This is a genomic window from Pseudomonas sp. DWRC2-2 (assembly GCF_049897885.1).
Classification (GTDB): Bacteria; Pseudomonadota; Gammaproteobacteria; order Pseudomonadales; family Pseudomonadaceae; genus Aquipseudomonas; species Aquipseudomonas azotoformans_A.
The window spans coordinates 25,550-49,049 of the sequence record NZ_JAFCXD010000010.1 but is presented as its reverse complement, the minus strand read 5'-3'; the positions used below and the strand labels follow the sequence as shown (position 1 = coordinate 49,049).

Below are 23,500 nucleotides of genomic sequence, written 5' to 3'. Positions count from 1 at the left end.
TTACGTCAACCGTTGAAAAAGCCATTTCAGATTCACGTCTCGCCGCCGATACCCACCTACACACTTTGGCTGGCTCAAACAACAACACCGTCCAGCAGACAGACATCAACTTTGCGGAGCATTCGATGAATAGCTGGTTCGGCAACATCAGCGTCAATCTCAAACTGGGCCTGGGCTTCGGCCTGGTGCTGGTCCTTACCTCGATCCTGGCACTGACCGGCTGGACCAGTCTGGGCGGCCTGATCGACCGCAGCAACTGGATGAGCGATATCACTCAGCTCAATGCTTCGTTGACCAAACTGCGTATCGTGCGCCTGCAATATATGCTCGCCAATGGCGACGAAGCCGTGGCCCAGAACGTACAAACCAACCTGGATGCCTTCGCTGCCCAGCAACAGAAACTGCTCGACAGCTTCAAGAGCCCGGAAAACCTCAAGCTGCTCAACGAGCAGAAATCCATCATCACCGCTTACCAGCAGTCACTGAATAAAATGCGCGAGGCCTACCGCAACGGCAACGCCTCTCGCCAAGTGATGGGCGACAAGGCGGATATCGCCAACGCACAAATCAACGCGCTGGAAACCAGTGTTAAGCAGATGCCCGACAGTTCGGAGCACCTGGCTCAGTTCCAGGCGGTGGCCGACGCCAAGATGCAATTCCAGTTGGCTCGCTACGAAGTGCGTGGCTACACCGGCAACGTCAGCCCGGAAACCGAAGCCCGCGCTGCCGCTCAGATTGAAAAAGCCATCGCCGGTTTGAAAGACCTCAGCGCAGCCTTTGGCGCCAGCCAGCAAAGCGCGCTGAGCGCATTGGAAACTGCACTGGGTGCCTACCGCAGCGCCGTGCAGAACTACAAGTCCGCCAACGCCAACATCGTCACCGCCCGTGCCGAAATGACCACCCAAGGCGCTGATATCGTCACGATCAGCGACAAACTGTACGACATCCAGCTGACTCGCCGCGACGCCGAGAGCGCTCAGGCCCGCAGCCTGCAATTGATCAGCACCTTGCTGGCACTGTTGGTGGGCGTGATCGCAGCATGGGTCATCACCCGCCAGATCACTCGCCCAATCCAGGAAACCCTGGCCGTGGTGGAGCGCATTGCCTCCGGCGATCTGAGCCACAACATCCAGGTCACTCGCCGGGATGAGCTGGGCGTGCTGCAACAAGGTATCCAGCGCATGGGTACGACCTTGCGTGAATTGATCAGCGGCATCCGCGACGGCGTGACTCAGATCGCCAGCGCTGCTGAAGAACTGTCGGCTGTGACCGAACAGACCAGCGCCGGTGTGAACAGCCAGAAAATCGAGACCGACCAGGTGGCCACGGCGATGCACGAAATGACGGCCACCGTGCAGGAAGTGGCGCGCAACGCCGAGCAGGCTTCCTTGGCTGCCGCCGATGCGGATGGCCAAGCCCGCGCAGGTGACAAGGTAGTGGCGGAGGCCATCGCGCAGATCGAGCGCTTGGCCGCTGAAGTGGCGCGCTCTACCGACGCCATGACGCACCTGCAACAAGAGAGCAACAAGATCGGCAGCGTGATGGACGTGATCAAGGCCGTCGCGGAACAGACCAACCTGCTGGCCCTCAACGCGGCCATCGAAGCGGCACGTGCCGGTGAAGCAGGCCGTGGGTTTGCCGTGGTGGCTGATGAAGTGCGCGGCCTGGCCCAGCGCACGCAAAAATCCACCGAGGAAATCGAAGGCCTGGTCGCCGGTTTGCAGAACGGCACCCAGCAAGTGGCCAACGTGATGAACAACAGCCGCAGCCTCACCGACAGCAGTGTCGAGTTGACGCGCAAGGCCGGTGTGTCACTGGAGAACATCACCCGTACGGTGTCGAACATCCAGTCGATGAACCAGCAGATCGCCGCCGCCGCCGAGCAGCAGAGCGCCGTGGCTGAAGAGATCAGCCGCAGCATTGTGAATGTGCGGGATGTGTCGGAGCAGACCGCTACGGCAAGTGACGAGACCGCCAAGTCGAGTGTTGAACTGGCACGGTTGGGTAGCCAGTTGCAGCAGATGGTCAGCCATTTCCGGGTGTAAGAAACCAAAAAGCCGCCTCAGCCTAAACCGGGGCGGCTCCACTTCTCAGGCCTTAGCGGTCATCGAAGCTGTCCCGCAGGAACTTCCAGACGTGATAAGCAAGCAGGCAGTTCACTACGAGGTTCCACGTACGTCGTGCAAACTTAGACATACTCGGCCCTCCTTAAGTTGGGCCTTACCTCCAGCGCACTTACCGGAACATGTGAGCCTTTGGACGCGGGTCATCGCATCTTTGAGGCGGCCGGGCTAGTGGGCATCTCGCATGAATCCGGCACGGATTACTAGCCCGTGGCGATCAGTCCAAAAATTCGCGCGCGCGTACCCGGCTCACCTAAAAGCAACCAACGCAGAACGGGGTGAAGCTTAACCAAAATCCGCCAAGAAGGTGTGACAGACAGTGGTTAAACACCCGGTATTTGTTTCGAAGATCTATTGCAAACTTTTGCAGCGGAAATCGACAAAATGAAATGCTCAAGATCATCAGTGCCGACCATCGCCTAACCTTGCGCGATAAATTGACTGGCGGTAGTATCCGCCTGCGGGTCAACGCATCTTTGAGATCGCACCCCCAGCCACTAACTGGGTTTGCAAAAAAAACCGCCCTACTAAGGCGGTTTTTTATTGCCTGCGATTTACCTCTCAACCCTCGCCTTCCTCAACAAACACCACCCGATTCCCAAACGGATCCTTGATGCTCATCTCCCGCGAGCCCCACGGCATTTCCTCAACCCCTGGCTTGGCGTACCGGTAATCCTTGCCCAGCAACTGCTGCTGGTAAGCGTCCACACCCTGCGCCTGAATCCGCACCGCCGCGCCCGGCGATGCGTCACCATGATGCTCGGTCAGATGCAACACACACTCGCCCAGCGAAACCTGCAAATACAGCGGAAAATTCGCCTCGAAACGATGCTGCCAATCCACCTTGAACCCCAAAAAATCGACGTAGAATTCCAACGCCTTGGCCTCGTCGAAAATCCGCAGGATGGGGATGACTTTTCCTAAGTGCATGGCAACCGCTCCGTATAATTGAGCGCCCACTATAGAGACGAAAAACCCCGACGCAAATCCCCACTGCGCGCCAGGAACCGACCCGGCCGCTGACCGTTAGCCTGCCCGTCGCTGTAGCTCAACACGCCGTTGACCCACACCCCATCAATGCCTTCCGCCGCGCGCTGCGGCTCCTTGAAGTCCGCCACATCGCGCACGCGCAACGGGTCGAACAGCACCAGGTCGGCCCAGTGCCCTTCACGAATCTCTCCCCGCTCAGCCAAGCCAAACCGCGCCGCCGACAACCCCGTCATCTTGTGCACGGCGGTGTGCAGTGGGAACAACCCCACATCCCGGCTGAAGTGCCCCAACACCCGTGGAAACGCCCCCCACAAGCGCGGATGCGGAAACGGATCCTCCGGCAACCCGTCCGACCCGACCATCGACAATGGATGCGCCAGGATCCGTCGTACATCCTCTTCATCCATCCCGTAGTACACCGCCCCTGCCGGTTGTAGCCGACGGGCTGCGTCGATCAACGCAACATCCCACTCAGCGGCAATATCCTGCAAATCACGCCCGCCCACTTCGGGATGCGGCGTCGACCAGGTGATGGTGATCCGAAACGCGTCGGTCACCTGCTTGAGGTCCAGGGTCGAAGAGCTCGCCGCATAGGGATAGCAATCACAGCCCACCGGGTGGGTTTTCGCCGCCAGCTCCAGCGACGCCAACAGCTGCGGGCTACGCCCCCAGTTACCGGCGCCGGCACATTTGAGGTGGGAAATGATCACGGGCGCCTTGGCGTGCCGGCCGATCAGGAACGCCTCGTCCATCGCCTCCAGCACCGGCTCGAACTCGCTGCGCAAATGGGTGGTGTACACCGCACCGAACGCGGTGAGCTCTTCACTCAGTTGCAACACCTCATCGGTCTCGGCGTTGAACGCACTGGCGTAGGCCAGGCCTGTGGATAAGCCGAGGGCACCGGCTTCGAGGCTCTCTTGCAGCTGCACGCGCATGGCGGCAATTTCATCCGCTGAGGCAGTGCGATGCAGGTCGTCCATATGGTTGCTGCGCAACGCTGTATGGCCGATCAACGCGGCGACGTTAACCGCCGGATGAGCCTCTTCGACCGCCGCTCGATAGTCGCTGAAGCGCGGATAAACAAACGCCGAAGCGCTGCCCAGCAGGTTCATCGGATCCGGCGGATCACTGCGCAACGTCACCGGCGACGCGCTGATGCCACAGTTGCCGACAATCACCGTGGTCACACCCTGGCTCAGTTTGGGCAGCATCTGCGGATGGCGGATCACCACGGTGTCATCGTGGGTATGCACGTCGATAAACCCCGGCGCCAGTACACGTCCGCACGCTTCGATTTCATGCTCGGCCACAGCCGTCGATAAGTCGCCGATCGTCTCGATGCGTCCCTCCCGCAGTCCCACATCGGCCACGTAGCCGGGGGTGTTGCTGCCATCAATGATCAGCGCCTGGCGGATCAACGTGTCGTACTTCATATCAGTCTCCAAGCGGCAGGCTGTCGGGGCCGCCGCGATAATCGTCCAGGGCCAGCTTGATCCGGCGCAGGCGCTCCTGGTTGTCGTCCGGCAGGGCCAAGGCCAGCTCGGTGGCGAGCAGGTCGATGGCCAACAGCATTCCGTAGCGCGCTGCGGTGGGCTTGTAGATAAAACTGGTTTCGGCCGGTTGCAGCGGCAGCAGCACGTCCGCCAACTGCGCCAAGGGCGAATCCGCCAGGGTGATGGCGACGATGCGCGCGTCGTAGTTGCGCGCCAGCGTCACCACGTCGAGCAGCTCAGGGGTGAGGCCGGTCAGGGAGCACACAATCAGCGCATGCTCGGGCCCCAGCGTTGCCGCCGTGACGCGCATCATCACTGGGTCATGGCAAGCGGCAATCGGATAACCCAAGCGCACCAGGCGCACCTGCAACTCATCGCTGCACAGGCTCGACGGGCCGCCCATGCCGAACGCATGGATCATCCGCGCCTTGCCCAGCAGGTTGACCGCATCGACGAAACTCGCCTGGTTGAACCCCGACAAGTGCTGACGCAAGGTCCCCTCGATATCGCCCAGGATCTGCCGATGAAACGCCGATTGCTCCGGCAACCCCGCAGGGTCGAGGAAGCGGCTGCCGACGCCACTGGCCTGGGCCAATTGCAGGCGTAAATCCCGCAGGTCCCGGCAACCCACACTGCGCGCAAAGCGTGACAAGGTGGCCGTACTGACCTCGGCCCGTTGGGACAACGCCTCCAGGCTGGCCGACGCGGCAAAGCCCACGTCATCGAGCATCAGCTTGGCGATACGCCCTTCGCCGGCGCTGAAGGAGTCCTGGCGGGCGCGGATCTGGTAGAGGATGTCCATGGGGGCTCCGGGTTACAAGATACAGGACAGACCATAGGTGAGACCGAAGGCGACCACCGATATCAGAGTCTCCAGCACGGTCCAGGTCTTGAAGGTCTGGATCACCGTCATATTGAAGTATTCCTTGATCAGCCAGAAGCCGCCGTCGTTCACGTGGGAAAAGATCACCGAACCCGCGCCGGTGGCCAGCACCAGCAATTCGGGGTGTGGATAACCCAGGCCCATCGCAACCGGCGCCACCACGCCGGACGCGGTGGTCATGGCGACGGTGGCCGAGCCCGTGGCAATACGCATCAGCGCCGCAAACAGCCAGCCCATCACCAGCGGCGACAGATGGAAAGCATGGGCCAGGCCGAGGATTTCGTTGGTCACCCCAGCATCCACCAGGATGCGATTCAAGCCACCGCCAGCCCCTACCAGCAAGGTGATGCTCGCGGTCGGCGCCAGGCACTCATTGGTGAACTTGAGGATCGATTCGCGGTTGAAGCCTTGGGCGATCCCCAAGGTCCAGAAGCTCACCAAAGTCGCCACCAGCAGCGCGATCACCGAGTTACCGATAAACAACAGGAACTGATTGAAACCGGTGCCCGGCGTGGAAATCACATTGGCCCAACCGCCGATCATCATCAGCACCACCGGCAACAGGATGGTGCCCATGGTCAGCGCAAAACTCGGCAAGCGGGTGCGCGGTTCGCGGTCAATGAACTGGCGTTCCAGCGGATTCTCTGCGGGCAAATGAATACGCGGCACGATGAATTTGGCGTAGACGGGACCGGCGATGATTGCCGTGGGGATACCGATCAGAATGGCGTAGAGCACGGTCTGCCCCACGGACGCGTTGTACGCCAGCACGGCCATCATCGCCGCCGGGTGCGGCGGCACCAGCGCATGCACCACCGACAGGCCGGCGACCATCGGCAAACCGACCATCAGGATCGATACGCCCACACGCCGCGCCACGGTAAAGGCAATGGGCACCAGCAGCACAAAACCGACCTCGAAAAACAGCGGCAGCCCCACCAGGAAGGCGATGCACACCATGGCCCAGTGCGCGTTACGCTCGCCAAAACGGTTGATCAACGTGCGCGCCACCTGCTCGGCGCCGCCGGACTCGGCCATCATCTTGCCGAGCATGGTGCCCAGCGCTACCACCAGGGCGATATGCCCCAAGGTCTTGCCGACGCCCGCTTCGTACGAGCCCATGATGGTGTCCGCCGGCATCCCGGCCATCAGCGCCAGGCCAATGGACACCAAGGTGATGACGATAAACGGGTTGAGCCGGTAACGTGCAATCAGCACGATCAAAGCAATGATGGCGATGGCAGCGTATGCCAATAGCCCGAAGCCCGGTGATGCGGCCATGCGGTACTCCTCGGAAAGGGTCACGTCGAATTGGTTGTGAAACTCATAAATCATTACCGAGGAGTATTTTCAATTTTTATGAAAGTAATTTTCGCCCACAGATAAGCGCTGTCGCGTTGGGATATGCCCAACGGTCGCCCATGAAAATTCGAGGGGTGTTCTTACATGAAGATCAGAAGATGCTGGAAACTCAAACGCCGCCATCGAGTCATAGAATGCGCCTCCCCTCATGCCCAGGAAAATCGACCATGATTCGCACCTCCCTCGCCGTCAGCGCTTTGTTTCTCGCCCTGTGCGGCACTGCGTCGGCCGCCGATAACGCGGCGTTGAAAAAATGCATGGACAGCGCCAACACGACCGCGGACATGGTCAATTGCAACGCCAAGGAAGCCAAGGTGCAGGACACGCGCCTGAACAAGGCCTACAAGACTGCCCTCGCCGCTCAGGAAGGTGCGCGCAAGCAGCAACTGCAAGACGTGCAGCGCCTGTGGATAAAATACCGTGATGCCAATTGCGGCTTCGCCGGCTCCGCGACCGGTGGCACCATCGACCAGGTCAACGGCTCCGCTTGCCTGCTGGACATGACCCAGACCCGCGCTCAGGAGTTGGAAGACCTGGTCGGGCCGTGATCACTTACTCATGATGGACCCGGGCGCGCTTGAGCAGCTTCTTGCAGCGCTCCGACAAATGCAGCACCCGCAGGTGCTTGCCGGCCTTGGTGTAACGCTCACGCAGGGTCATCAGCGCCGCAATCGCTGAATAGTCGACAAAGCTCAGGTGACGGCAATCCAGCGTCACCTGGGGCGGGTCGTTGGCCGGGTCGAACTGGTTGAGGAACGGCGTGGTCGAGGCAAAGAACAAGGTGCCGTGCAGGCGATAGAGCTTGCTGCCATCGGCCTCCAGGTGTTCATCGGCGTATAACTCGCGCGCCTGTTGCCAGGCGAAGTTCAGCGCCGCAATCACGATCCCGCACAGCACGGCCGTGGCCAGGTCCGTGAACACTGTGATCACCGTCACCGCGATAATCACCAACACGTCATTCAACGGCACTTTGTTGATCACCCGCAAGGACGCCCAGGCGAAGGTCTGCTGGGACACCACGAACATCACACCCACCAGCGCCGCCAGCGGGATCCGCTCGATAAACGGCGACAGGAACAGGATGAACAACAGGATCATCACCCCGGCCAACACGCCGGAGAAGCGCCCGCGCCCGCCGGAGCTGAGGTTGATCACGGTTTGCCCGATCATCGCGCAGCCGCCCATGCCGCCAAACAGGCCCGAGACCATATTCGCCGCGCCCAGGGCCACGCTTTCGCGGTCCGGGTAGCCACGGGTCTCGGTGATTTCATCGGTGAGGTTGAGGGTCAGCAGGGTTTCCAGCAGGCCGACCATGGCCATCAGGAACGCGTACGGCGCGATGATGCCGAGGGTGTCGAGGGTCCAGGGAATTTGCGGCAACGCAAAGGTCGGCAAGCCGCCGGCGATGTGAGCCATGTCGCCCAGGGTGCGGGTCGGCAAGCCCAGCAGGTAGACCGCCAGGCCCACGCCGAGGATCGCCACCAATGCAGGCGGCACCGCGCGGGTGATGCGCGGCAGCAGGTAGACGATGGCCATGGTCACCAGCACCAGGCCGATCATCACGTACAGCGGCGTGCCGCTGAGCCAGTGTTCACCGCTCTTGAAATGCTCCAGCTGCGCCAGGGCGATGATGATCGCCAGGCCATTCACGAACCCCAGCATTACCGGATGCGGCACCATGCGCACCAGCTTGCCCAGGCGCAGCAGGCCAAAGGCGACCATGATCATCCCGCCCAGCAACACCGTCGCCAGCAGGTATTCCACGCCGTGTTGCACCACCAACGCCACGATCACCACCGCCATCGAGCCCGCCGCACCGGACACCATGCCGGGGCGGCCGCCAAACAATGCGGTCAGTGTGCAGATGATAAAAGCGCCATAGAGCCCCATCAGCGGGTTGAGGTGGGCCACCAAGGCAAAGGCGATGCATTCGGGCAGCAACGCAAACGACGTGGTGAGGCCAGCCAGAGCATCGGCGCGTAGACGGGTGAGGTTCATGAAGTACCAGGGTAATGCGGGGGATAAGGCGGGGAATGGTACGGAATTGAAGGGAATGGGGCTAGTCTCGAAGACCGTATCGTCCCCTTCGCGAGCAAGCCCGCTCCCACATTTGACCGAGTTCCAGCTTTGGAATGCAGTCAGTGTGGGAGCGGGCTTGCTCGCGAAAGAAGCGCCCCGGTATCAAGCGAACATCACACCATCTCGTTGCGAATCCACTCCACCACCGAAGTCCGCTTCGGCGCCCAGCCCAGCAGTTCACGGGCATGCTTGCCCCGCACCCGGCTATTGGAGCCCAGGCCATAGTTGGCCATTTCATAGCCCCACTCGGCTTCGGCGTCGGCCAATGGCCAATCCTGAGGTTTGCCCAGGTTCAGGGCTTCGGCAATGGCGGTGGTCATGTCGATAAACGCCGCCTCGCCGCTTTCCACGAAGTAGAAGGTGCCCGGTACGTTCTGAGTCAGTGCCAGCAGGTACAGCGCCACCACGTCTTCAATATGCACGTTGGACCAGATGTTCTGCCCACTGCCCACATGGCGCACCACCCCACTCTTGCGCGCCTGCTTGAGCAGACGTGGCAATTGCACGCTGTCGCGCTTCACGCCCAGGCTGTGGCCGTAGATCAGGGTGTTGCAGATCACCGCCGAGTTCACGCCGTCGTTGGCCGCCGCCAGGATCAAGTTGTCGATGGCAACGCGTGCCGCCTTGTCGACGGTCGGCTCCGGCAGTTTGTCTTCAAAGTAGATGACATCGCTGGACTTGCCGCCCGACGCATCACCGACAATGCTTGAACCGCTGGTGTGCAGGAATGGCTTGTTCGAGCCCTTCAAGGCTGCCAGCAGGGTTTCCACGGCAGCGCGATGGTCGCTGCTCGCGGCATTGATCACCGCATCGGCCTTTTGCGCTTGCTCGGTCAATACAGCGGCGTCATCCAGGGTGCCGATCACTGGGGTAATACCCAATGCGGTCATCTCGGCCGCCTGCTCGGCGCTGCGCACCAGGCCGGTCACGCTATGGCCAGCCTTGACCAGGCCGGTTGCGATGGAACCCCCGATAAAACCTGCTGCGCCGGTAACGAATACGTTCATGGAGACTGCTCCTGAATGGGTAAGTGATAGGACAAGTATCAAGGGCCGATCCCTGACGAATAAGCCCCTATTGCCCAATTCACTCTTGCGCGAAGGTCACGAATCAGCAGGCATACCGCGCCAGCTTGGTTTGCATGAAGTCGAGGAAACACTGGATGCGCAAGGCCAGCTGCGAGTTACGGTAAAACACCGCGTGGATCGGCTGGCGGTAACCGCTGTTGAACGCCTCCAGCACCGGCACCAGGCGCCCGGCTTCGATGTCGTCGATGGTCATGAAGTTCGACAGGCAGCAGATGCCCTGCCCTTCCAGCGCCAGGTGGCGCACGGTCTCGCCACTGGACGCGGCCACGCCCGGCTGGATCAGCCAACGGTCGCCCTCCACATGGCGCAGCGGCCAGTGGTTGAGGGTTTCGGTCTGGGTGAACCCCAGCAACGTGTGGTTCGCCAATTCGGCGACCGTAGTCGGTGTGCCGTACTGCTTGAGGTAGTCGGGGCTGGCGAGGATATGCAGCGGCGTACACCCAAGCGCGCGCGCGTGCAGGGTGGAGTCGGCCAACGCACCGATGCGGATGGCGATATCGGTACTCTGTTCCAACAGGTCGATGATCAGGTCATCGCTGTTCAGCTCCAGCTGGATATCCGGATAAAGGCTGCGAAACTCCGCGATGTACGGCACGATCCCATGCAGCATAAAGGGCACCGCCGCATTGATGCGCAGGCGCCCCGCCGGTTTTTTCTGGCGCGACGACAGGCGCTCTTCCAGCTCATCCATCTGCGCCAGGATCACCTTGGCCTGTTCGAAGAAGTACTTGCCCTCCTCCGTCAGGTCCATGCGTCGCGTGGTGCGGTTGATCAGCGTGGTATCGAGCTTGGCTTCCAGGCGCGACAAGGTGCGGCTGACCGCCGAGGGCGTTTGCCCGACCTGTTCTGCGGCAGCGGAAATCGAACCGCATTCAATCACGCTGACGAAGATCTGTAGCTCATCGGATCGGGCTTTCACAGGCGCTCCTCGTTATCGGTTCACAGCAGCTTACACCGAGAAATTGAACACCTGCGCCAGATGCTGCTCGTAGCGCGCCACGTCAGCCTCGATCGCCGGGCGCTTCATCACGTCCACGCACAGGAAGGTCGGCAGGCCGGTCATGCCAAGGAATTCGTTGGCCTTGTGGAACGGGAAGTACACCGCGTCCACCCCCTTGGCTTCGAAGAAGTCGGTCGGGTCGTCGAAGGCTTGCTGCGGCGCGTTCCAGGTCAGCGAGAGCATGTACTGCTTGCCCTGGATCAGGCCGCCGCTGCCGTATTTCTGCGAGGCATCGAAGCGCGTGCGACCGTCGCTGGCGTACAGGCTGCCGTGGCCTTCGGTGAAGACTTCGTCGATGTATTTCTTGACGATCCACGGCGCGCCCATCCACCAACCGGGCATCTGGTAGATGATCACGTCGGCCCAGAGGTATTTCGCCACTTCTTCGGCCACGTCGTAGCCTTCGTCGATGTGAGTGACTTTCACGTCGATACCGGCACGGTCCAGCACGGCCACGGCGGCATCATGCAGGGTGGTGTTGTAGCGGCCATCGGAGTGAGCGAATTTTTTGCCGCCGTTGAGCAGGAGGATTTTTTTCATGGGAGGGCATCCGGAAGGGTTAAAAATGTCTGCCGGCAGGCTATCGACATTGGCCCCTCGGAATAAGCGGCGGCACGGCAAAATACATTTGACCGCAAAGCACGAATGCACCACCCATTGTTAACCGCTGATCAGCAGATGCGCGCCCAGCAAGGCCATGCCAACGAAAAACACGCGCTTGAACAACACGGCACTGATGCGCTGCCGCACCGCCTGGCCCAGCCACATGCCCAGCAGTGCCGGTACCAGCGCCAACAGCGAGGCGTTGACCTCCCCGCCACCGAGCGTGCCACGCCAGGCCAGCCCCGCCGCCAATGCCAGGGTGGAAACTGTGAACGACAGCCCCAGCGCCTGCACCAACTGATCACGGTTCAAGCCCAAGGCTTGCAGATAGGGCACCGCGGGAATCACGAACACGCCGGTCGCTGAAGTGATGACTCCCGTGACGATGCCGCACATAGGACCCAGCCAACGTTCAGTCTCAGGTTTTACCTTGAACGTCGGCAGGAACAATCCGCTGAGTGCATACACCAGCAACGCACCGCCCAACGCATGCCCCACCCAGCTTCCCCCGCTCATGCCCAGCCACAAGGTGCCCAACCCGGTACCGAGGAAGATCAGCAGCAACATCGGCCACAGGCGTTTGAGCAGCGCACTCAAATGCCCGCCGAACGCCAGTTGCCACAGGTTGGTGATCGTCGAAGGGATGATCAGCAAGGCCGCAGCCTGCGCCGGTAACATAGCCAGGCCGAGCAAGCCCATGGAGACTGTCGGCAGGCCCAGGCCGATCACACCCTTGACAGTGCCGGCCAGCACGAAGGTGCCGATCACCAGCAGGGTCAGGGCGGGGCCGATTTCTTGATAGAACGCGAGGAAGGTATTCATGGGGGGATTGTGCGGCTTTTCGGTGACGCCGAAAATTCGCCATATACTGAGACAGACTCTTGTTTTCCCTTAGGCTGGTGCCATGCACTTTGACTTGATCGACCTGCGCCTCTATCTGCACATCCTCGACACCGGCAACATCACCGCCGGTGCCGGGCGCAGCCACCTGTCCCTGGCCGCCGCGAGTGCGCGTATCCGGGCGATGGAGGCTTCGTTGGGTATCGAGTTCCTGGAGCGTAACCGTCGAGGCGTCACCCCAACGCCCGCCGGCAAAGCCCTGGCCCGCCACGCACGCTTGTTGCTGCAACAAGCCGAACACCTGCAGCAGGACCTGGCAGAATACGCCAACGGCATCAAAGGCCAGGTGCGCTTGCTGTGCAACACCACCGCCCTCAGCGAATACCTGCCGGAACTGCTGGCGGACTTTCTATGCGAGCATCCCAACCTCGATATCGACCTGCAGGAGCTGCCGAGCCTGCGTATCACCCAGGCCTTGCGCCAAGGCACGGCGGATATTGGGATCATTTCCGACGCGGTGGACACCCACGGCCTGCAGACCCTGCCCTTTCGCGACGACCCGCTGGTGCTGATCGCGCCGCTGGATCACCCGTTCACCGCAGGGAGCTTTGTCGATAGCCTGCAACACGACTTCGTCGGCCTCGCCACTCACAGCGCGTTGACGGTGTACCTCGAAGAACAGGCATTGCACGCGGGTTTCCGCCTGCAAACACGCATCCGTGCCGAGGGCTTTGACGGGGTGATCCGTATGGTCGCCCGCGGCGCTGGCCTGGGTATCGTGCCCCAGGCCGCGCTGGAACGTTGGCCGCAGGAACGCCGCTTCAAGGCCTACCCCCTGCAAGAGGAGTGGGCCTGTCGGAAGCTGCTGTTATGTGCGCGCTCGTTCGAACAGCTGCCCGGTTATGCCAAGGCCTTGTTCGAGGCCTTGGCCCTGCCCTTGCGGAAGAACCCGTAATACACCGCCGACAGAATCAGCAGAAACGGCACGCCAAACACCAGTGTCATCTTGAACGCGTCGGTGAAATACGTAGTGATCATCACCGCGCCCATCAGCACCAGCCCCAGCAACGTGCTGTAGGGAAACAGCCGCAGTTGGAACGACAATTTCGGCCCACCGTGACGCTTGCGGTAGCGCCGGAAGAACAGGTGCGTGAGGAAGATCATGAACCAGGTGAAGATCGCGCCAAACATCGAGATCGCCATCATCAGGGTGAACGAGCTTTCCGGGTACACCACGTTCAGCAACGTCGCCAGCGCAATGCCCGAACTGGACAGCAGCAACGCGTTCAACGGGATGCCGCTCTTGCTCAACGCGCCCATGGACTTGGGCGCAAAGCCGGCGCGGGACAGGCTGAACATCATGCGGGTGGTGATGTAGAGCTGGCTGTTCATCGCCGAGAGCGCGGCGATCAGGATCACGAAGTTCATCACGCCGGTCGCACCGGGAATGCCGATGGTCTGCATCACCGTGACGAACGGGCTCTGGGTCTGCCCGGCCTGGTTCCACGGCACGATGGCCAACATCAGCGCCAGGGTCAGCAGGTAAAACACCACCAGGCGCACGATGGTCGCACGGAAGGCTTTCTTCACCGCCTGTTCCGGGTCGGCGGCTTCACCGGCGGCCACGGCGATCATCTCCACACTCAAATAGCTGAAAATCGACACGATCACCGCCATCCACATGCCGCTCAGGCCATGGGGGAAAAAGCCGTCGTGGGCCGTGTAGTTCTGCACGCCATACTCCGGGTTGCCGGAGCCGAACACCACGTACACGGCAAGGATGATGAAGCCGACAATCGCACTGATCTTGATCGTCGAAAACCAGTATTCGAAGTTGCCAAACGTCTTCACGCTGATCGCATTGAGCAGGATCAACACGCTGGAAAACGACACGATCCACACCCATTCCGGCACGTTGGCGAACCAGTACTTCATGTACATCGCCACCGCCGTGACCTCGGCGCCCACCGCCAACACAATCGCCGCCCAGTAGGCATAACGCACCAGGAACCCGGCGAGCGGGCTGATGTAGAACTCGGCATAGGCACCGAAGGAGCCTGAGGTGGAGTGGGCCACCGTCATCTCCGCCAGGCAGCCCATCAACAGCAAGGTGATCAACGCGCCGATGGCGTAGCTCACCAAGACGCTGGGCCCGGCATAGCCGATGGCGTAGGCGCTGCCCATGAACAGCCCGGTACCAATGGCGCCGCCGATGGCGATCATGCTCATCTGGCCGGAAGTGAGCTGGCGCCGCAGGCCCAGTTCGCGGTGGGTGATCTCTGCAAAGCCGTTGTCTGGCGTGGTCACGTGGTGTGCCCCTTTATTATTGTGATTGCACAGGTGGTCGGTAGGTGTGTCAGGTGACGCTGTTGCGGACTTTGAATTGCGGCTGGTCCCAGGTGTGGTTGTCGAGGATGTCGCCAAGGATTTCCACAGCGTCAAACACCTCGGTAAAGCTCGTGTACAACGGCGTAAAACCAAACCGCATGATGCGCGGCTCACGGTAATCACCGATCACCCCGCGGGCGATCAAGGCCTGGATCACCGCGTAGCCTTCAGGGTGTTCGAAGCTCACATGACTGCCGCGCCTTGCGTGCTCGCGTGGGGTGATCAACTTCAAGTCATGGGCGGCGCAACGGGCTTCGACCAACGCGATAAACAGGTCGGTCAACGCCAGGGACTTGCTGCGCAAACTCGCCATATCGGTCTGGGCAAAAATCTCCAGGCCGCACTCCACCATGGCCAACGAGGTAATCGGCTGGGTGCCGCACAGGTAGCGAGCGATGCCCGCGCTCGGGGCGTACGTCGATTCCATGGCGAACTGCCGGGTATGCCCGAACCAGCCCGACAACGGCTGACGCACCACATCCACCAACGCCGGGTTGACCCACACAAACGCCTGGGAACCCGGGCCGCCGTTGAGGTATTTGTAGGTGCAGCCAATCGCATAATCGGCGCCGGCCTGATGCAGGTCGATAGGCACCGCGCCGGCCGAATGCGCCAGGTCCCAGATACTCAACGCGCCACACTCATGGCTCAAGGCGGTCAGCGCCTGCATGTCGTACATGTAGCCGGTCTTGTAATTGACGTGGGTGAGCATTACCACCGCCACGTCCTGATCGATCGCCTGGGGCAGTTCGTCCGGGCTGTTCACCAGGCGCAGGGAATAGCCCTGTTGCAGCAGTTCAGCCAAGCCTTCTGCGATGTACAAGTCGGTGGGGAAGTTGCTCGCCTCGCTGACGATCACCTTGCGATGCGGCTGGCGTTGACGCTGCACGGTCAATGCGGCGCTCAGCACCTTGAACAGGTTGATCGAGGTGGTATCGGTGATCACCACTTCGTTGTCACGCGCGCCAATCAAGGGCGCCAGGCGATTGCCCAGGCGCTGGGACAAATCCGCCCAACCGGCGCTGTTCCAGCTGCGGATCAGCCCGTTGCCCCACTCTTCTGCAATCACCGCCTGCGCCCGCGCCAACGCCGCCACCGGGCGGGCGCCGAGCGAGTTGCCGTCGAGGTAGATCACGCCCTCCGGCAAGGCGAACTGGCTGCGCAACGGTGCCAGCGGGTCCTGGGCGTCGAGGGCTTGGCAATGGCTTCGAGAGGTCATGGGCGGTCCTGGTTTTTATAAGTAAGAATGGACCAAATAATGAACGAAGTTTTAGAGAATTTTCGTGCAAAGTGAGTAGCAACAGGCTAATTAAGCTGTAGGAAATTCGAATTTAACCCCCAAACACGCGGATTTATTCTAACCATGATTCTCGACGCCACCGACCTGCGCCTCCTGCATTTCCTGCAACAGGATGGCCGCATCAGCAACCAGGAACTGGCGGAAAAAGTCGCGCTGTCGCCGTCCGCCTGCCTGCGCCGTTTGCGCTTGCTGGAGAGCGAGGGAATCATCAGCGGCTACCGCGCAGTGCTGAATGCGGAGCAATTGGGGATCGAGCTGGAGGCCATCGTCCACCTGTCGTTACGCCAGGATGTGGAGGATTGGCACGAGACGTTCATCAAGAAAGTGCAGGGCTGGCCGGAAGTCGCCAGCGCCTACGTGATCACCGGCGCCAGCAACTATGTGCTGCGGGTGCAGGCCCGCAACCTCAAGCATTTTTCGGACTTTATCGTGAACCACCTGAACCGCACGGCGGGGGTGATGGATATACGCTCGGAGATTGTGTTGCAGAAGATCAAGGATAGGGATGAGGTGTTGGATCTGGTCATCCGCAAATAGCGGCAACACTACAAAACCCTGTGGGAGCGGGCTTGCTCGCGAATGCGGTGCATCAGTTGCCGGATATGCTGGCTGATACACCGCATTCGCGAGCAAGCCCGCTCCCACATTTTTTACCGCGTTTAGTCTTCCAAAGCACGCACGCGCTGCATACGCTTTTGCTCTACCGGCGCATCCGCCACCTGCAACTCAAAGTCAAAATCAATCTGCGCAAACCGCCCTTCCACGCCAAACTCTCGCGCCAGCTGCGGATCTTCACTGAAGCGAATCTCGGCAATCAATTCATCCCGCGTCGCATAGGCAAAATCATCATGCAGGTACGGGTCATCCGACAGGTTGATCTGCGTGGTCAGGTGCCGATGCCCTGGCGCCGAAATGAAGAAGTGGATATGCGCCGGCCGCTGCCCGTGGCGCCCCAGTTGATCGAGCAGTTGCTGGGTCGGCCCGGTCGGCGGGCAGCCGTAGCCCGACGGTACGATACTGCGAAAACGGTAGTTGCCCTGGGCATCGGTCTCGATGCGTCGGCGCAGGTTGAACTCCGATTGCGTCGGGTCGAACCACGAATAGGTGCCACCGGTGTTGGCCTGCCACACATCCACAATCGCGCCCGCCAGCGGCTTGCCCTCGGTGTCACGCACTTGACCGCGCATGAACAGCGGCACCGCGTCGTCCTTGCCATCATCCAGTCGCGCCTCATACTTCGACAGCGGCGCACCGGCCACATACAACGGGCCTTCGATGGTGCGCGGCGTACCACCGGATTTGCCGGCCTCCTCATCGGCGGCGTCCATCAACAGGTCCAGGTAATGCTCCAGGCCCAGCCCGGCAGCGAGCAAGCCGGCTTCCTGGTTCTTGCCCAAGTCGTTCAGATAGTTGACCGCCTTCCAGAACTCTTCCGGGGTCACTTCCAGGTCTTCGATGATGTTCACGGTGTCGCGCAGGATCCGGTAGATCAGCGCCTTGGTACGCGGGTTACCGGCGTCATTGAGGTTGCCGCTGGCTTCTTCGAGAAACTGTTGGGCATGGGCAGTCTGGGACAGTCGGATGGACATGGTGCATTCCTCATCTTGTAGTTATTAGGGTGAAAACCGGCTTAGCGGTCATCCTCATGGATCGACGACGGGTGACGGCACAGGGCATTCACTTCGACGGCCATGTAGGGAAAGAGCGGCAGTTGCATCAACACATCGTGCAGGTCCTGCACGCTGTCGACATCGAACACGCTGTAGTTGGCGTAATGCCCGGCGATGCGCCACAGGTGGCGCCATTTGCCTTCCTGTTGCAGGCGCTGCGCCAAGGCTTTTTCTTCGGCCTTGAGCGCAGCAGCGCGCTCGGAATTCATATCGAGGGGCAGGTTCACGGTCATTTTTACGTGGAACAACATGGCAGGCGCCTCTTAGTGTTTGTCACGACGGAAGAACGCCAGGCGCTCTTCATCGATGGCCAGGCCCAGGCCCGGTGCGTTGGAGACATGCAGCTGGAAATCGCGGTACACCGGCGGTTCGGTGAGGATGTCTTCAGTGAGCAACAACGGGCCGAACAACTCGGTGTCCCATGCCAATTTGTTCAACGTGAGAAAGGCATGGGCCGAGGCCAGGGTGCCGATGCCGCCTTCGAGCATGGTGCCGCCGTACAGGCCGATGCCCGCCGCTTCGGCAATGGCGGCCGTACGCAGTACGGCGCGCGGGCCGCCGTTCTTGGCGATCTTCAACGCAAACACCGAGGCCGCACCTTCGCGGGCGAGGTTGAAGGCATCTTCGACACACTCGATGGACTCATCCGCCATGATCGGCGCCGGGCTCGACAGATTAAGCCGCGCCATGCCGCCCCGGTTGTTGCGGGAGATGGGTTGTTCGATCAGGTCGATGCCGTTGTCGCCGAGCACCTTGCAGGCACGCAGTGCCATCGCCTCATCCCAGGCCTGGTTGACGTCGACGCGCACACTGGCGCGGTCGCCCAGGGCTTTTTTGATCGCGATCACATGGGCCAGGTCGTGGCTGACTTCACCGGCGCCGATCTTCAATTTGAAAATGCGGTGGCGGCGCAGGTCGAGCATCTTTTCCGCTTCGGCAATGTCCTTTTCCGTGTTGCCGCTGGCCAGGGTCCAGGCCACTGGCAAGGCATCGCGCACACGGCCGCCGAGCAGTTCGCTGACCGGCAGGTTCAAGCGTTTGCCCAGGGCATCGAGCAAGGCGCTTTCGATCCCGGACTTGGCAAAGGTGTTGCCGCGAATGCTGCGTTCCAGGCGCACCATGGCCGCGTTGATATTGCTCGCGTCCTGGCCGATCAGCAGCGGCGCGAAGTGGCGGTCGATGTTGACCTTGATGCTATCAGGGCTTTCATTGCCGTAGCTCAGGCCGCCAATGGTGGTGGCTTCACCGATGCCTTCGATACCGTCGGCGCAACGCAGGCGGATGATCACCAAGGTCTGGTTTTGCATCGTGTGCATCGCCAGCTTGTGCGGGCGAATGGTGGGGAGGTCGACGATGATCGTGTCGATCGACTCGATGGCGCAAATCGGCATGGCTATACCCGTTGGGTTCTTTTTAGGTTTGAGCCGATTCTGTGCCGTATTTTTAAAGGCTTCCAATATAGAATGGGTCTGAAGCAATACCCTCAAGGTATGAAAGGAGTGGTTATGGAATTGCGTCATCTGCGCTATTTCCAGGTGCTGGGGGAAACCCTCAACTTCACCCGCGCCGCCGAACGTTTGCACATCGCCCAGCCGCCGTTGAGCCGGCAGATCCAGCAATTGGAAGATGAGTTGGGGGTGATCCTGCTGGAGCGCGGCCGACCGTTGCGGCTGACCGAAGCCGGGCGTTTCTTCTATGAGCATGCCAACGTGCTGCTGGAACAACTGAGCAAGGTCTGCGACAACACCCGGCGCATCGGCCAAGGCGAGAAGACTTGGCTGGGCATCGGTTTTGCGCCCTCGACCCTGTATGGCGTGCTGCCGGAACTGATCCGCCGGCTGCGCACCCATGAGGCGCTGGAGCTGGAGTTGGGGCTGTCGGAAATGACCACCTTGCAGCAGGTCGAAGCGCTCAAGGCCGGGCGTATCGATGTGGGGTTCGGGCGGATTCGCATCGACGACTCGGCCATCGTCCAGCGCGTGCTGGTGGAGGATCGGCTGGTCGCCGTGCTGCCGGCCGGCCACCCGTTGCTCGATGCGCCCGCCACCCTCGCCCAACTGGCCGCCGAACCTTTTGTGCTCTACCCCGGCAACCCACGCCCCAGCTACGCCGACCATGTGATCGCGCTGTTCGACGCCCATGGCTTGAGCCTCAAGGTGGCGCAGTGGACCAACGAATTGCAGACCGCCATTGGCCTGGTCGGCGCCGGCATGGGCGTGACGCTGGTGCCTGCCTCGGTGCAGGTGCTGCACCGCGCGGACATCGGCTACACGCCGGTGGTGGAGGCCACGGCAACCTCGCCGATCATCCTCAGCCGACGGGTGAATGACCAGTCGCCAGGGCTCAGTCATTGCCTGCAACTGGTGGAAGAGTTGATCTAGCCACGCAGGCGCCGCGCATCATTGCGCTGCAGGGTCTGGCTCGGAGACTCATCGAACAGCTTGCGATACTCCGCCGAAAACCGCCCAAGGTGGGTAAAACCCCAGCCCAGGGCGATCTCGGAGATGGTGCAGGTGGAGCCCTGTTCAAGGATGGCCTGGCGCACCGCAGAGAGCCGATGCTTTTTCAAATAGGCCATCGGTGACAGCGCAAAGTATTTGCGAAAGGCATCGAACAATTTGAACCGCGATACGCCGGCCGCGGCCTCCAGGTCTTCCAGATGCACGGCGTCCCGAGCATTGTCGTGGATGTACTGGCGCGCACGGATCAGGTAATGCGGCAGTTTCACACCGAGGACATCGCGCAGCTCTTCGGAGTAATTGTTCGGCTGGGCCAGGATCAGGCCCTTGATCAGCGAGCTTTCCAGGTCACGGGTAAACGCCGGTTGCTCATACAATTCACTGCCGTGTTCCAACTCCGCAATGAAGTAGCGCGCCATGCGCCACCACGCCGCCGAAGCGCCGTCCACCGCGTCCATCACCGACTCAAAGCGCAGCGGCGCCTCAATCGGCCGTTGCAGCAAACCTTCCAGCGACTCACTCATCGCCGCCCGCGTGATCACCACCTGCAACTTGCGGCAGTCGCCGGAAATCGCCAGCACCTGATGCTCGTTGGGCGAGATGATCACGCCCTGGTCGCGGTTGGAGCTCAGGCGCTCACCGTTCTTGCTCAACTCCTGCTCGCCCACCAACGGCAGGCTCAGGCTGTAGCTGCTGAAGTGCTCGGCGTCTTCGATGTCGATGGTCACGTCGGTGCCGTATTCGATGACGCCCAAGGTGGTGGCGCGGGACTTGAACATGTTGGCACTGTGGTGGAAACGCAGGCGCTCGGGCGTGGCGGTGGCCAGGCGATGGGGCCCGCAGATGCCGGACATCCAGCTGCGTGCGCCTTCCAGGTCGAAGCGTTGAATCGTTTGGCTGCTCATCAGGGTGCACCCACGGCGGTTAGGCTGTTGCGCGCTCTGGCGGCGCGTCGTTGTTGTTTGACAGCAAATAATGCGCCACGCCGGCGCAATCACCAGCGGGTGGATAGCAAGGGTCGACTAAGTGGATAAGCCGCCGACTTTTGCGGCCATTGCCTTGCCAGACAGTAGCGCATCCCGTCACCGCTGCGCACCGGGTTGGGTATTTGCTGCCCAATTATCCGGCGCAGGTTCCCCCACTAAGCGGATAGCCCGCGCCCTGCCCCGCTGCCTCTAATAAACCACCGATTAGCCCTATCAAAAGGTGCCTCCCATGAGTGGTGCAAGAAGCGTCGAGCAGTGGAAAACATTTATCGAAGGTTGTCTGGATTTTCGCCCGGCGGATGCAGTGTTCCGCATCGCCCGTGACATGTTCACCGAGCCGCAACTGTTCGATCTGGAGATGGAACTGATCTTCGAAAAAAACTGGATCTACGCCTGCCACGAAAGCGAACTGGCGAATAACCACGACTTCGTGACGATGCGCGCCGGGCGCCAGCCAATGATCATCACCCGCGACGGCGAAGGCCAACTCAACGCGCTGATCAACGCCTGCCAGCATCGCGGCACCACCTTGACGCGGGTCGGCAAGGGCAACCAGTCCACCTTCACCTGCCCGTTCCATGCCTGGTGCTACAAGAGCGATGGCCGGCTGGTGAAGGTCAAGGCGCCGGGGGAATACCCGGAGGGTTTCGACAAGGCGACGCGTGGCCTGAAAAAGGCACGCATCGAGAGCTACAAAGGCTTCGTGTTCATCAGCCTGGATGTGGCAGGCACCGACAGCCTGGAAGACTTCCTGGGCGACGCCAAAGTGTTCTTCGACATGATGGTTGCCCAGTCCGCTACCGGTGAGTTGGAGGTATTGCCAGGCAAATCCGCCTACACCTACGACGGCAACTGGAAGCTGCAAAACGAGAACGGCCTGGACGGTTATCACGTCAGCACCGTGCACTACAACTACGTGGCCACGGTGCAGCATCGCCAGCAGGTGAACACCGAGAACGGTACCGGCGCAGGCAGCACCCTCGATTACGGCAAGCTTGGCGCGGGTGACGCCAACACCGATGACGGCTGGTTTGCCTTCAACAATGGCCACAGCGTGTTGTTCAGCGACATGCCCAACCCCAGCGTGCGCTCCGGCTACGCCACCATCATGCCGCGCCTGGTGGAAGAACACGGCCAGCCAAAGGCCGAGTGGATGATGCACCGCCTGCGCAACCTGAATATCTACCCGAGCCTGTTCTTCCTCGACCAGATCAGCTCGCAGCTGCGCATCATCCGCCCGGTGGCGTGGAACAAGACCGAAATCATCAGCCAGTGCCTGGGCGTGAAGGGCGAATCCGACGCGGACCGCGAAAACCGTATTCGCCAGTTCGAGGATTTTTTCAACGTGTCGGGCATGGGCACCCCAGATGACCTGGTGGAATTTCGCGAGGCCCAGCGCGGTTTCCAGGGCCGCCTGGAACGCTGGAGCGACATCTCACGGGGCAGCCACCGCTGGGAAACCGGCCCCACGCCCAACAGCGAAGCCATCGGCATCCAACCGGCCATGACCGGCACCGAATTCACCCATGAAGGCCTCTATGTGAACCAGCATCGCAACTGGCAGCAGTTCCTGCTCAAGGGCCTGGACAACCAAGCACTGACATTGCGGGAGGTGAAGTGATGAATGCGCAACTGCAGTACCAGATCGAGCAGTTCTTCTACCGCAAATCCGAGCTGTGCGACGCCCAGGACTGGGACGCCTATGTGCAGCTGTTCGACCCGCAGAGCGAGTTCCACCTGCCGCAGTGGGACTCGGAACACGTCTACACCCGTGATCCCAAGCGCGAGATGTCGTTGATCTACTACGCCAACCGCTCGGGCCTGGAAGACCGTGTGTTCCGTTTGCGCACCGGCAAAGCCGCGTCGGCGACACCGATGCCGCGCACCTTGCACCTGATCAATAACGTGCGCGTGGCGGAGCAGGCGGAGGGAACGCTGGAGGTGAAATTGAACTGGCACACGTTGTTCTATCGATTGGCCATGTCGGAGCAGTTTTACGGGCATGCCACATACAGCCTCAAGCCGAATGGCGACAGCTGGTTGATCACCCGCAAGCATGCGTTGCTGCTCAACGACACCATCAACTCGGTGCTGGATTTCTATCACCTTTGACAGCCGACTGTGACTTGTAGTGAGCGGGCTTGCCCCGCGCTGGGCTGCGCAGCGGCCCCAAAAGCTTGGGAGCGCTGCGCACTCCAACGCGGGGCAAGCCCGCTCACTACCGTTATCAAATCCA

At 61.0% G+C, this 23,500-nt stretch carries 22 protein-coding genes and 1 pseudogene; 8 read left to right on the top strand and 15 right to left on the bottom strand.

From position 1 onward, the window contains the following. Window positions 1-125 precede the first annotated feature (125 nt). Window positions 126-1,190, top strand: a pseudogene (locus tag ACP7EW_RS28820) (methyl-accepting chemotaxis protein); the annotation flags it as partial. Continuing rightward, a complete protein-coding gene (locus tag ACP7EW_RS28815) occupies window positions 1,182-2,045 on the top strand; it encodes a methyl-accepting chemotaxis protein (protein WP_370636473.1) in 864 nt (287 codons plus the stop codon). The pseudogene ACP7EW_RS28820 and the gene ACP7EW_RS28815, both read left to right, overlap by 9 nt. A 639-nt stretch (window positions 2,046-2,684) precedes the next feature. Here the strand turns inward: ACP7EW_RS28815 and ACP7EW_RS28810 are convergent. From ACP7EW_RS28810 to ACP7EW_RS28795, 4 genes are read right to left on the bottom strand one after another with little or no spacing between them, the layout of a single operon-like run. Further along, window positions 2,685-3,083, bottom strand: a complete 399-nt coding sequence (locus ACP7EW_RS28810) for a glyoxalase superfamily protein (RefSeq protein ID WP_426221557.1) — start codon at window positions 3,081-3,083, stop codon at window positions 2,685-2,687. Next, window positions 3,083-4,546, bottom strand: coding sequence for an N-acyl-D-amino-acid deacylase family protein (locus ACP7EW_RS28805; protein WP_426221555.1), 1,464 nt, complete (start codon window positions 4,544-4,546; stop codon window positions 3,083-3,085). Before ACP7EW_RS28805 ends, ACP7EW_RS28810 begins: the two co-directional genes overlap by 1 nt. Window position 4,547: 1 nt before the next feature. After that, a complete protein-coding gene (locus ACP7EW_RS28800; RefSeq protein WP_033896183.1) occupies window positions 4,548-5,408 on the bottom strand; it encodes a MurR/RpiR family transcriptional regulator in 861 nt (286 codons plus the stop codon). Between the two features lie 12 nt (window positions 5,409-5,420). Next, window positions 5,421-6,770 (bottom strand): gluconate:H+ symporter, encoded by a 1,350-nt coding sequence (locus tag ACP7EW_RS28795; RefSeq protein ID WP_038842258.1) that lies wholly within the window; start codon window positions 6,768-6,770, stop codon window positions 5,421-5,423. A 248-nt stretch (window positions 6,771-7,018) separates the two neighbouring features. Here ACP7EW_RS28795 and ACP7EW_RS28790 point away from each other — a divergent pair, with 248 nt between their 5' ends. Then, window positions 7,019-7,399 (top strand): lysozyme inhibitor LprI family protein, encoded by a 381-nt coding sequence (locus tag ACP7EW_RS28790; protein ID WP_016976197.1) that lies wholly within the window; start codon window positions 7,019-7,021, stop codon window positions 7,397-7,399. A 4-nt stretch (window positions 7,400-7,403) separates the two neighbouring features. Here ACP7EW_RS28790 and ACP7EW_RS28785 read toward each other — a convergent pair whose 3' ends face one another. The 5 genes from ACP7EW_RS28785 to ACP7EW_RS28765 form a co-directional block, all read right to left on the bottom strand. Further along, on the bottom strand, window positions 7,404-8,849 hold the full coding sequence (locus ACP7EW_RS28785; protein ID WP_426221552.1) for a SulP family inorganic anion transporter: 1,446 nt from the start codon (window positions 8,847-8,849) through the stop codon (window positions 7,404-7,406). 194 nt (window positions 8,850-9,043) lie between these two features. Beyond that, entirely contained in the window at window positions 9,044-9,937 is an 894-nt protein-coding gene (locus ACP7EW_RS28780; RefSeq protein WP_426221550.1) for an NAD-dependent epimerase/dehydratase family protein, read from the bottom strand. Window positions 9,938-10,040: 103 nt separating this feature from the next. Beyond that, a complete protein-coding gene (locus ACP7EW_RS28775; RefSeq protein ID WP_426221548.1) occupies window positions 10,041-10,937 on the bottom strand; it encodes a LysR substrate-binding domain-containing protein in 897 nt (298 codons plus the stop codon). Window positions 10,938-10,967: 30 nt separating this feature from the next. Next, the gene (locus ACP7EW_RS28770; RefSeq protein WP_426221546.1) at window positions 10,968-11,558 is read right to left on the bottom strand and encodes an NAD(P)H-dependent oxidoreductase; all 591 of its coding nucleotides are present in this window, start codon (window positions 11,556-11,558) and stop codon (window positions 10,968-10,970) included. A 120-nt stretch (window positions 11,559-11,678) separates the two neighbouring features. Then, entirely contained in the window at window positions 11,679-12,443 is a 765-nt protein-coding gene (locus ACP7EW_RS28765) for a sulfite exporter TauE/SafE family protein (RefSeq protein WP_426221544.1), read from the bottom strand. 82 nt (window positions 12,444-12,525) lie between these two features. Between ACP7EW_RS28765 and ACP7EW_RS28760 the strand changes: the two genes are divergently transcribed. Beyond that, window positions 12,526-13,416 (top strand): LysR substrate-binding domain-containing protein, encoded by an 891-nt coding sequence (locus ACP7EW_RS28760; RefSeq protein ID WP_426221542.1) that lies wholly within the window; start codon window positions 12,526-12,528, stop codon window positions 13,414-13,416. On the opposite strand, the gene ACP7EW_RS28755 is transcribed toward ACP7EW_RS28760, so the two are convergent. Together ACP7EW_RS28755 and kynU are read right to left on the bottom strand one after the other, a co-directional pair. Then, a complete protein-coding gene (locus ACP7EW_RS28755; RefSeq protein ID WP_016974905.1) occupies window positions 13,362-14,768 on the bottom strand; it encodes an amino acid permease in 1,407 nt (468 codons plus the stop codon). The genes ACP7EW_RS28760 and ACP7EW_RS28755 overlap by 55 nt on opposite strands. Window positions 14,769-14,817: 49 nt before the next feature. Next, a complete protein-coding gene (kynU, locus tag ACP7EW_RS28750) occupies window positions 14,818-16,068 on the bottom strand; it encodes a kynureninase (RefSeq protein ID WP_426221539.1) in 1,251 nt (416 codons plus the stop codon). Window positions 16,069-16,212: 144 nt separating this feature from the next. Between kynU and ACP7EW_RS28745 the strand changes: the two genes are divergently transcribed. Further along, the gene (locus ACP7EW_RS28745) at window positions 16,213-16,686 is read left to right on the top strand and encodes an Lrp/AsnC family transcriptional regulator (RefSeq protein WP_016974903.1); all 474 of its coding nucleotides are present in this window, start codon (window positions 16,213-16,215) and stop codon (window positions 16,684-16,686) included. A 122-nt stretch (window positions 16,687-16,808) separates the two neighbouring features. Here the strand turns inward: ACP7EW_RS28745 and catA are convergent, their stop codons facing one another. Genes catA through ACP7EW_RS28730 form a run of 3 tightly spaced genes read right to left on the bottom strand, consistent with a single transcriptional unit; the run spans window position 16,809 to window position 19,210 of the window. Continuing rightward, window positions 16,809-17,738, bottom strand: a complete 930-nt coding sequence (gene catA, locus ACP7EW_RS28740; protein WP_426221537.1) for a catechol 1,2-dioxygenase — start codon at window positions 17,736-17,738, stop codon at window positions 16,809-16,811. Between the two features lie 41 nt (window positions 17,739-17,779). Continuing rightward, on the bottom strand, window positions 17,780-18,070 hold the full coding sequence (catC, locus tag ACP7EW_RS28735; RefSeq protein WP_426221535.1) for a muconolactone Delta-isomerase: 291 nt from the start codon (window positions 18,068-18,070) through the stop codon (window positions 17,780-17,782). Window positions 18,071-18,082: 12 nt separating this feature from the next. Continuing rightward, window positions 18,083-19,210, bottom strand: a complete 1,128-nt coding sequence (locus ACP7EW_RS28730; protein WP_426221533.1) for a muconate cycloisomerase family protein — start codon at window positions 19,208-19,210, stop codon at window positions 18,083-18,085. Between the two features lie 114 nt (window positions 19,211-19,324). Between ACP7EW_RS28730 and ACP7EW_RS28725 the strand changes: the two genes are divergently transcribed. Then, complete coding sequence (locus ACP7EW_RS28725) at window positions 19,325-20,200, top strand: LysR family transcriptional regulator (RefSeq protein ID WP_426221531.1); 876 nt, start codon at window positions 19,325-19,327, stop codon at window positions 20,198-20,200. Here the strand turns inward: ACP7EW_RS28725 and ACP7EW_RS28720 are convergent. After that, window positions 20,197-21,183 (bottom strand): helix-turn-helix domain-containing protein, encoded by a 987-nt coding sequence (locus tag ACP7EW_RS28720; protein WP_426221529.1) that lies wholly within the window; start codon window positions 21,181-21,183, stop codon window positions 20,197-20,199. The genes ACP7EW_RS28725 and ACP7EW_RS28720 overlap by 4 nt on opposite strands. A gap of 310 nt (window positions 21,184-21,493) precedes the next feature. Here ACP7EW_RS28720 and antA point away from each other — a divergent pair, with 310 nt between their 5' ends. Further along, on the top strand, window positions 21,494-22,885 hold the full coding sequence (gene antA / locus ACP7EW_RS28715; RefSeq protein ID WP_426221527.1) for an anthranilate 1,2-dioxygenase large subunit: 1,392 nt from the start codon (window positions 21,494-21,496) through the stop codon (window positions 22,883-22,885). Next, window positions 22,885-23,376 carry an anthranilate 1,2-dioxygenase small subunit gene (antB, locus tag ACP7EW_RS28710; protein ID WP_426221525.1) on the top strand — a complete coding sequence of 164 codons (492 nt, stop codon included), beginning with the start codon at window positions 22,885-22,887 and terminating at the stop codon, window positions 23,374-23,376. The genes antA and antB overlap by 1 nt, the downstream gene beginning before the upstream one ends. The last annotated feature ends 124 nt before the right edge of the window (window positions 23,377-23,500 follow it).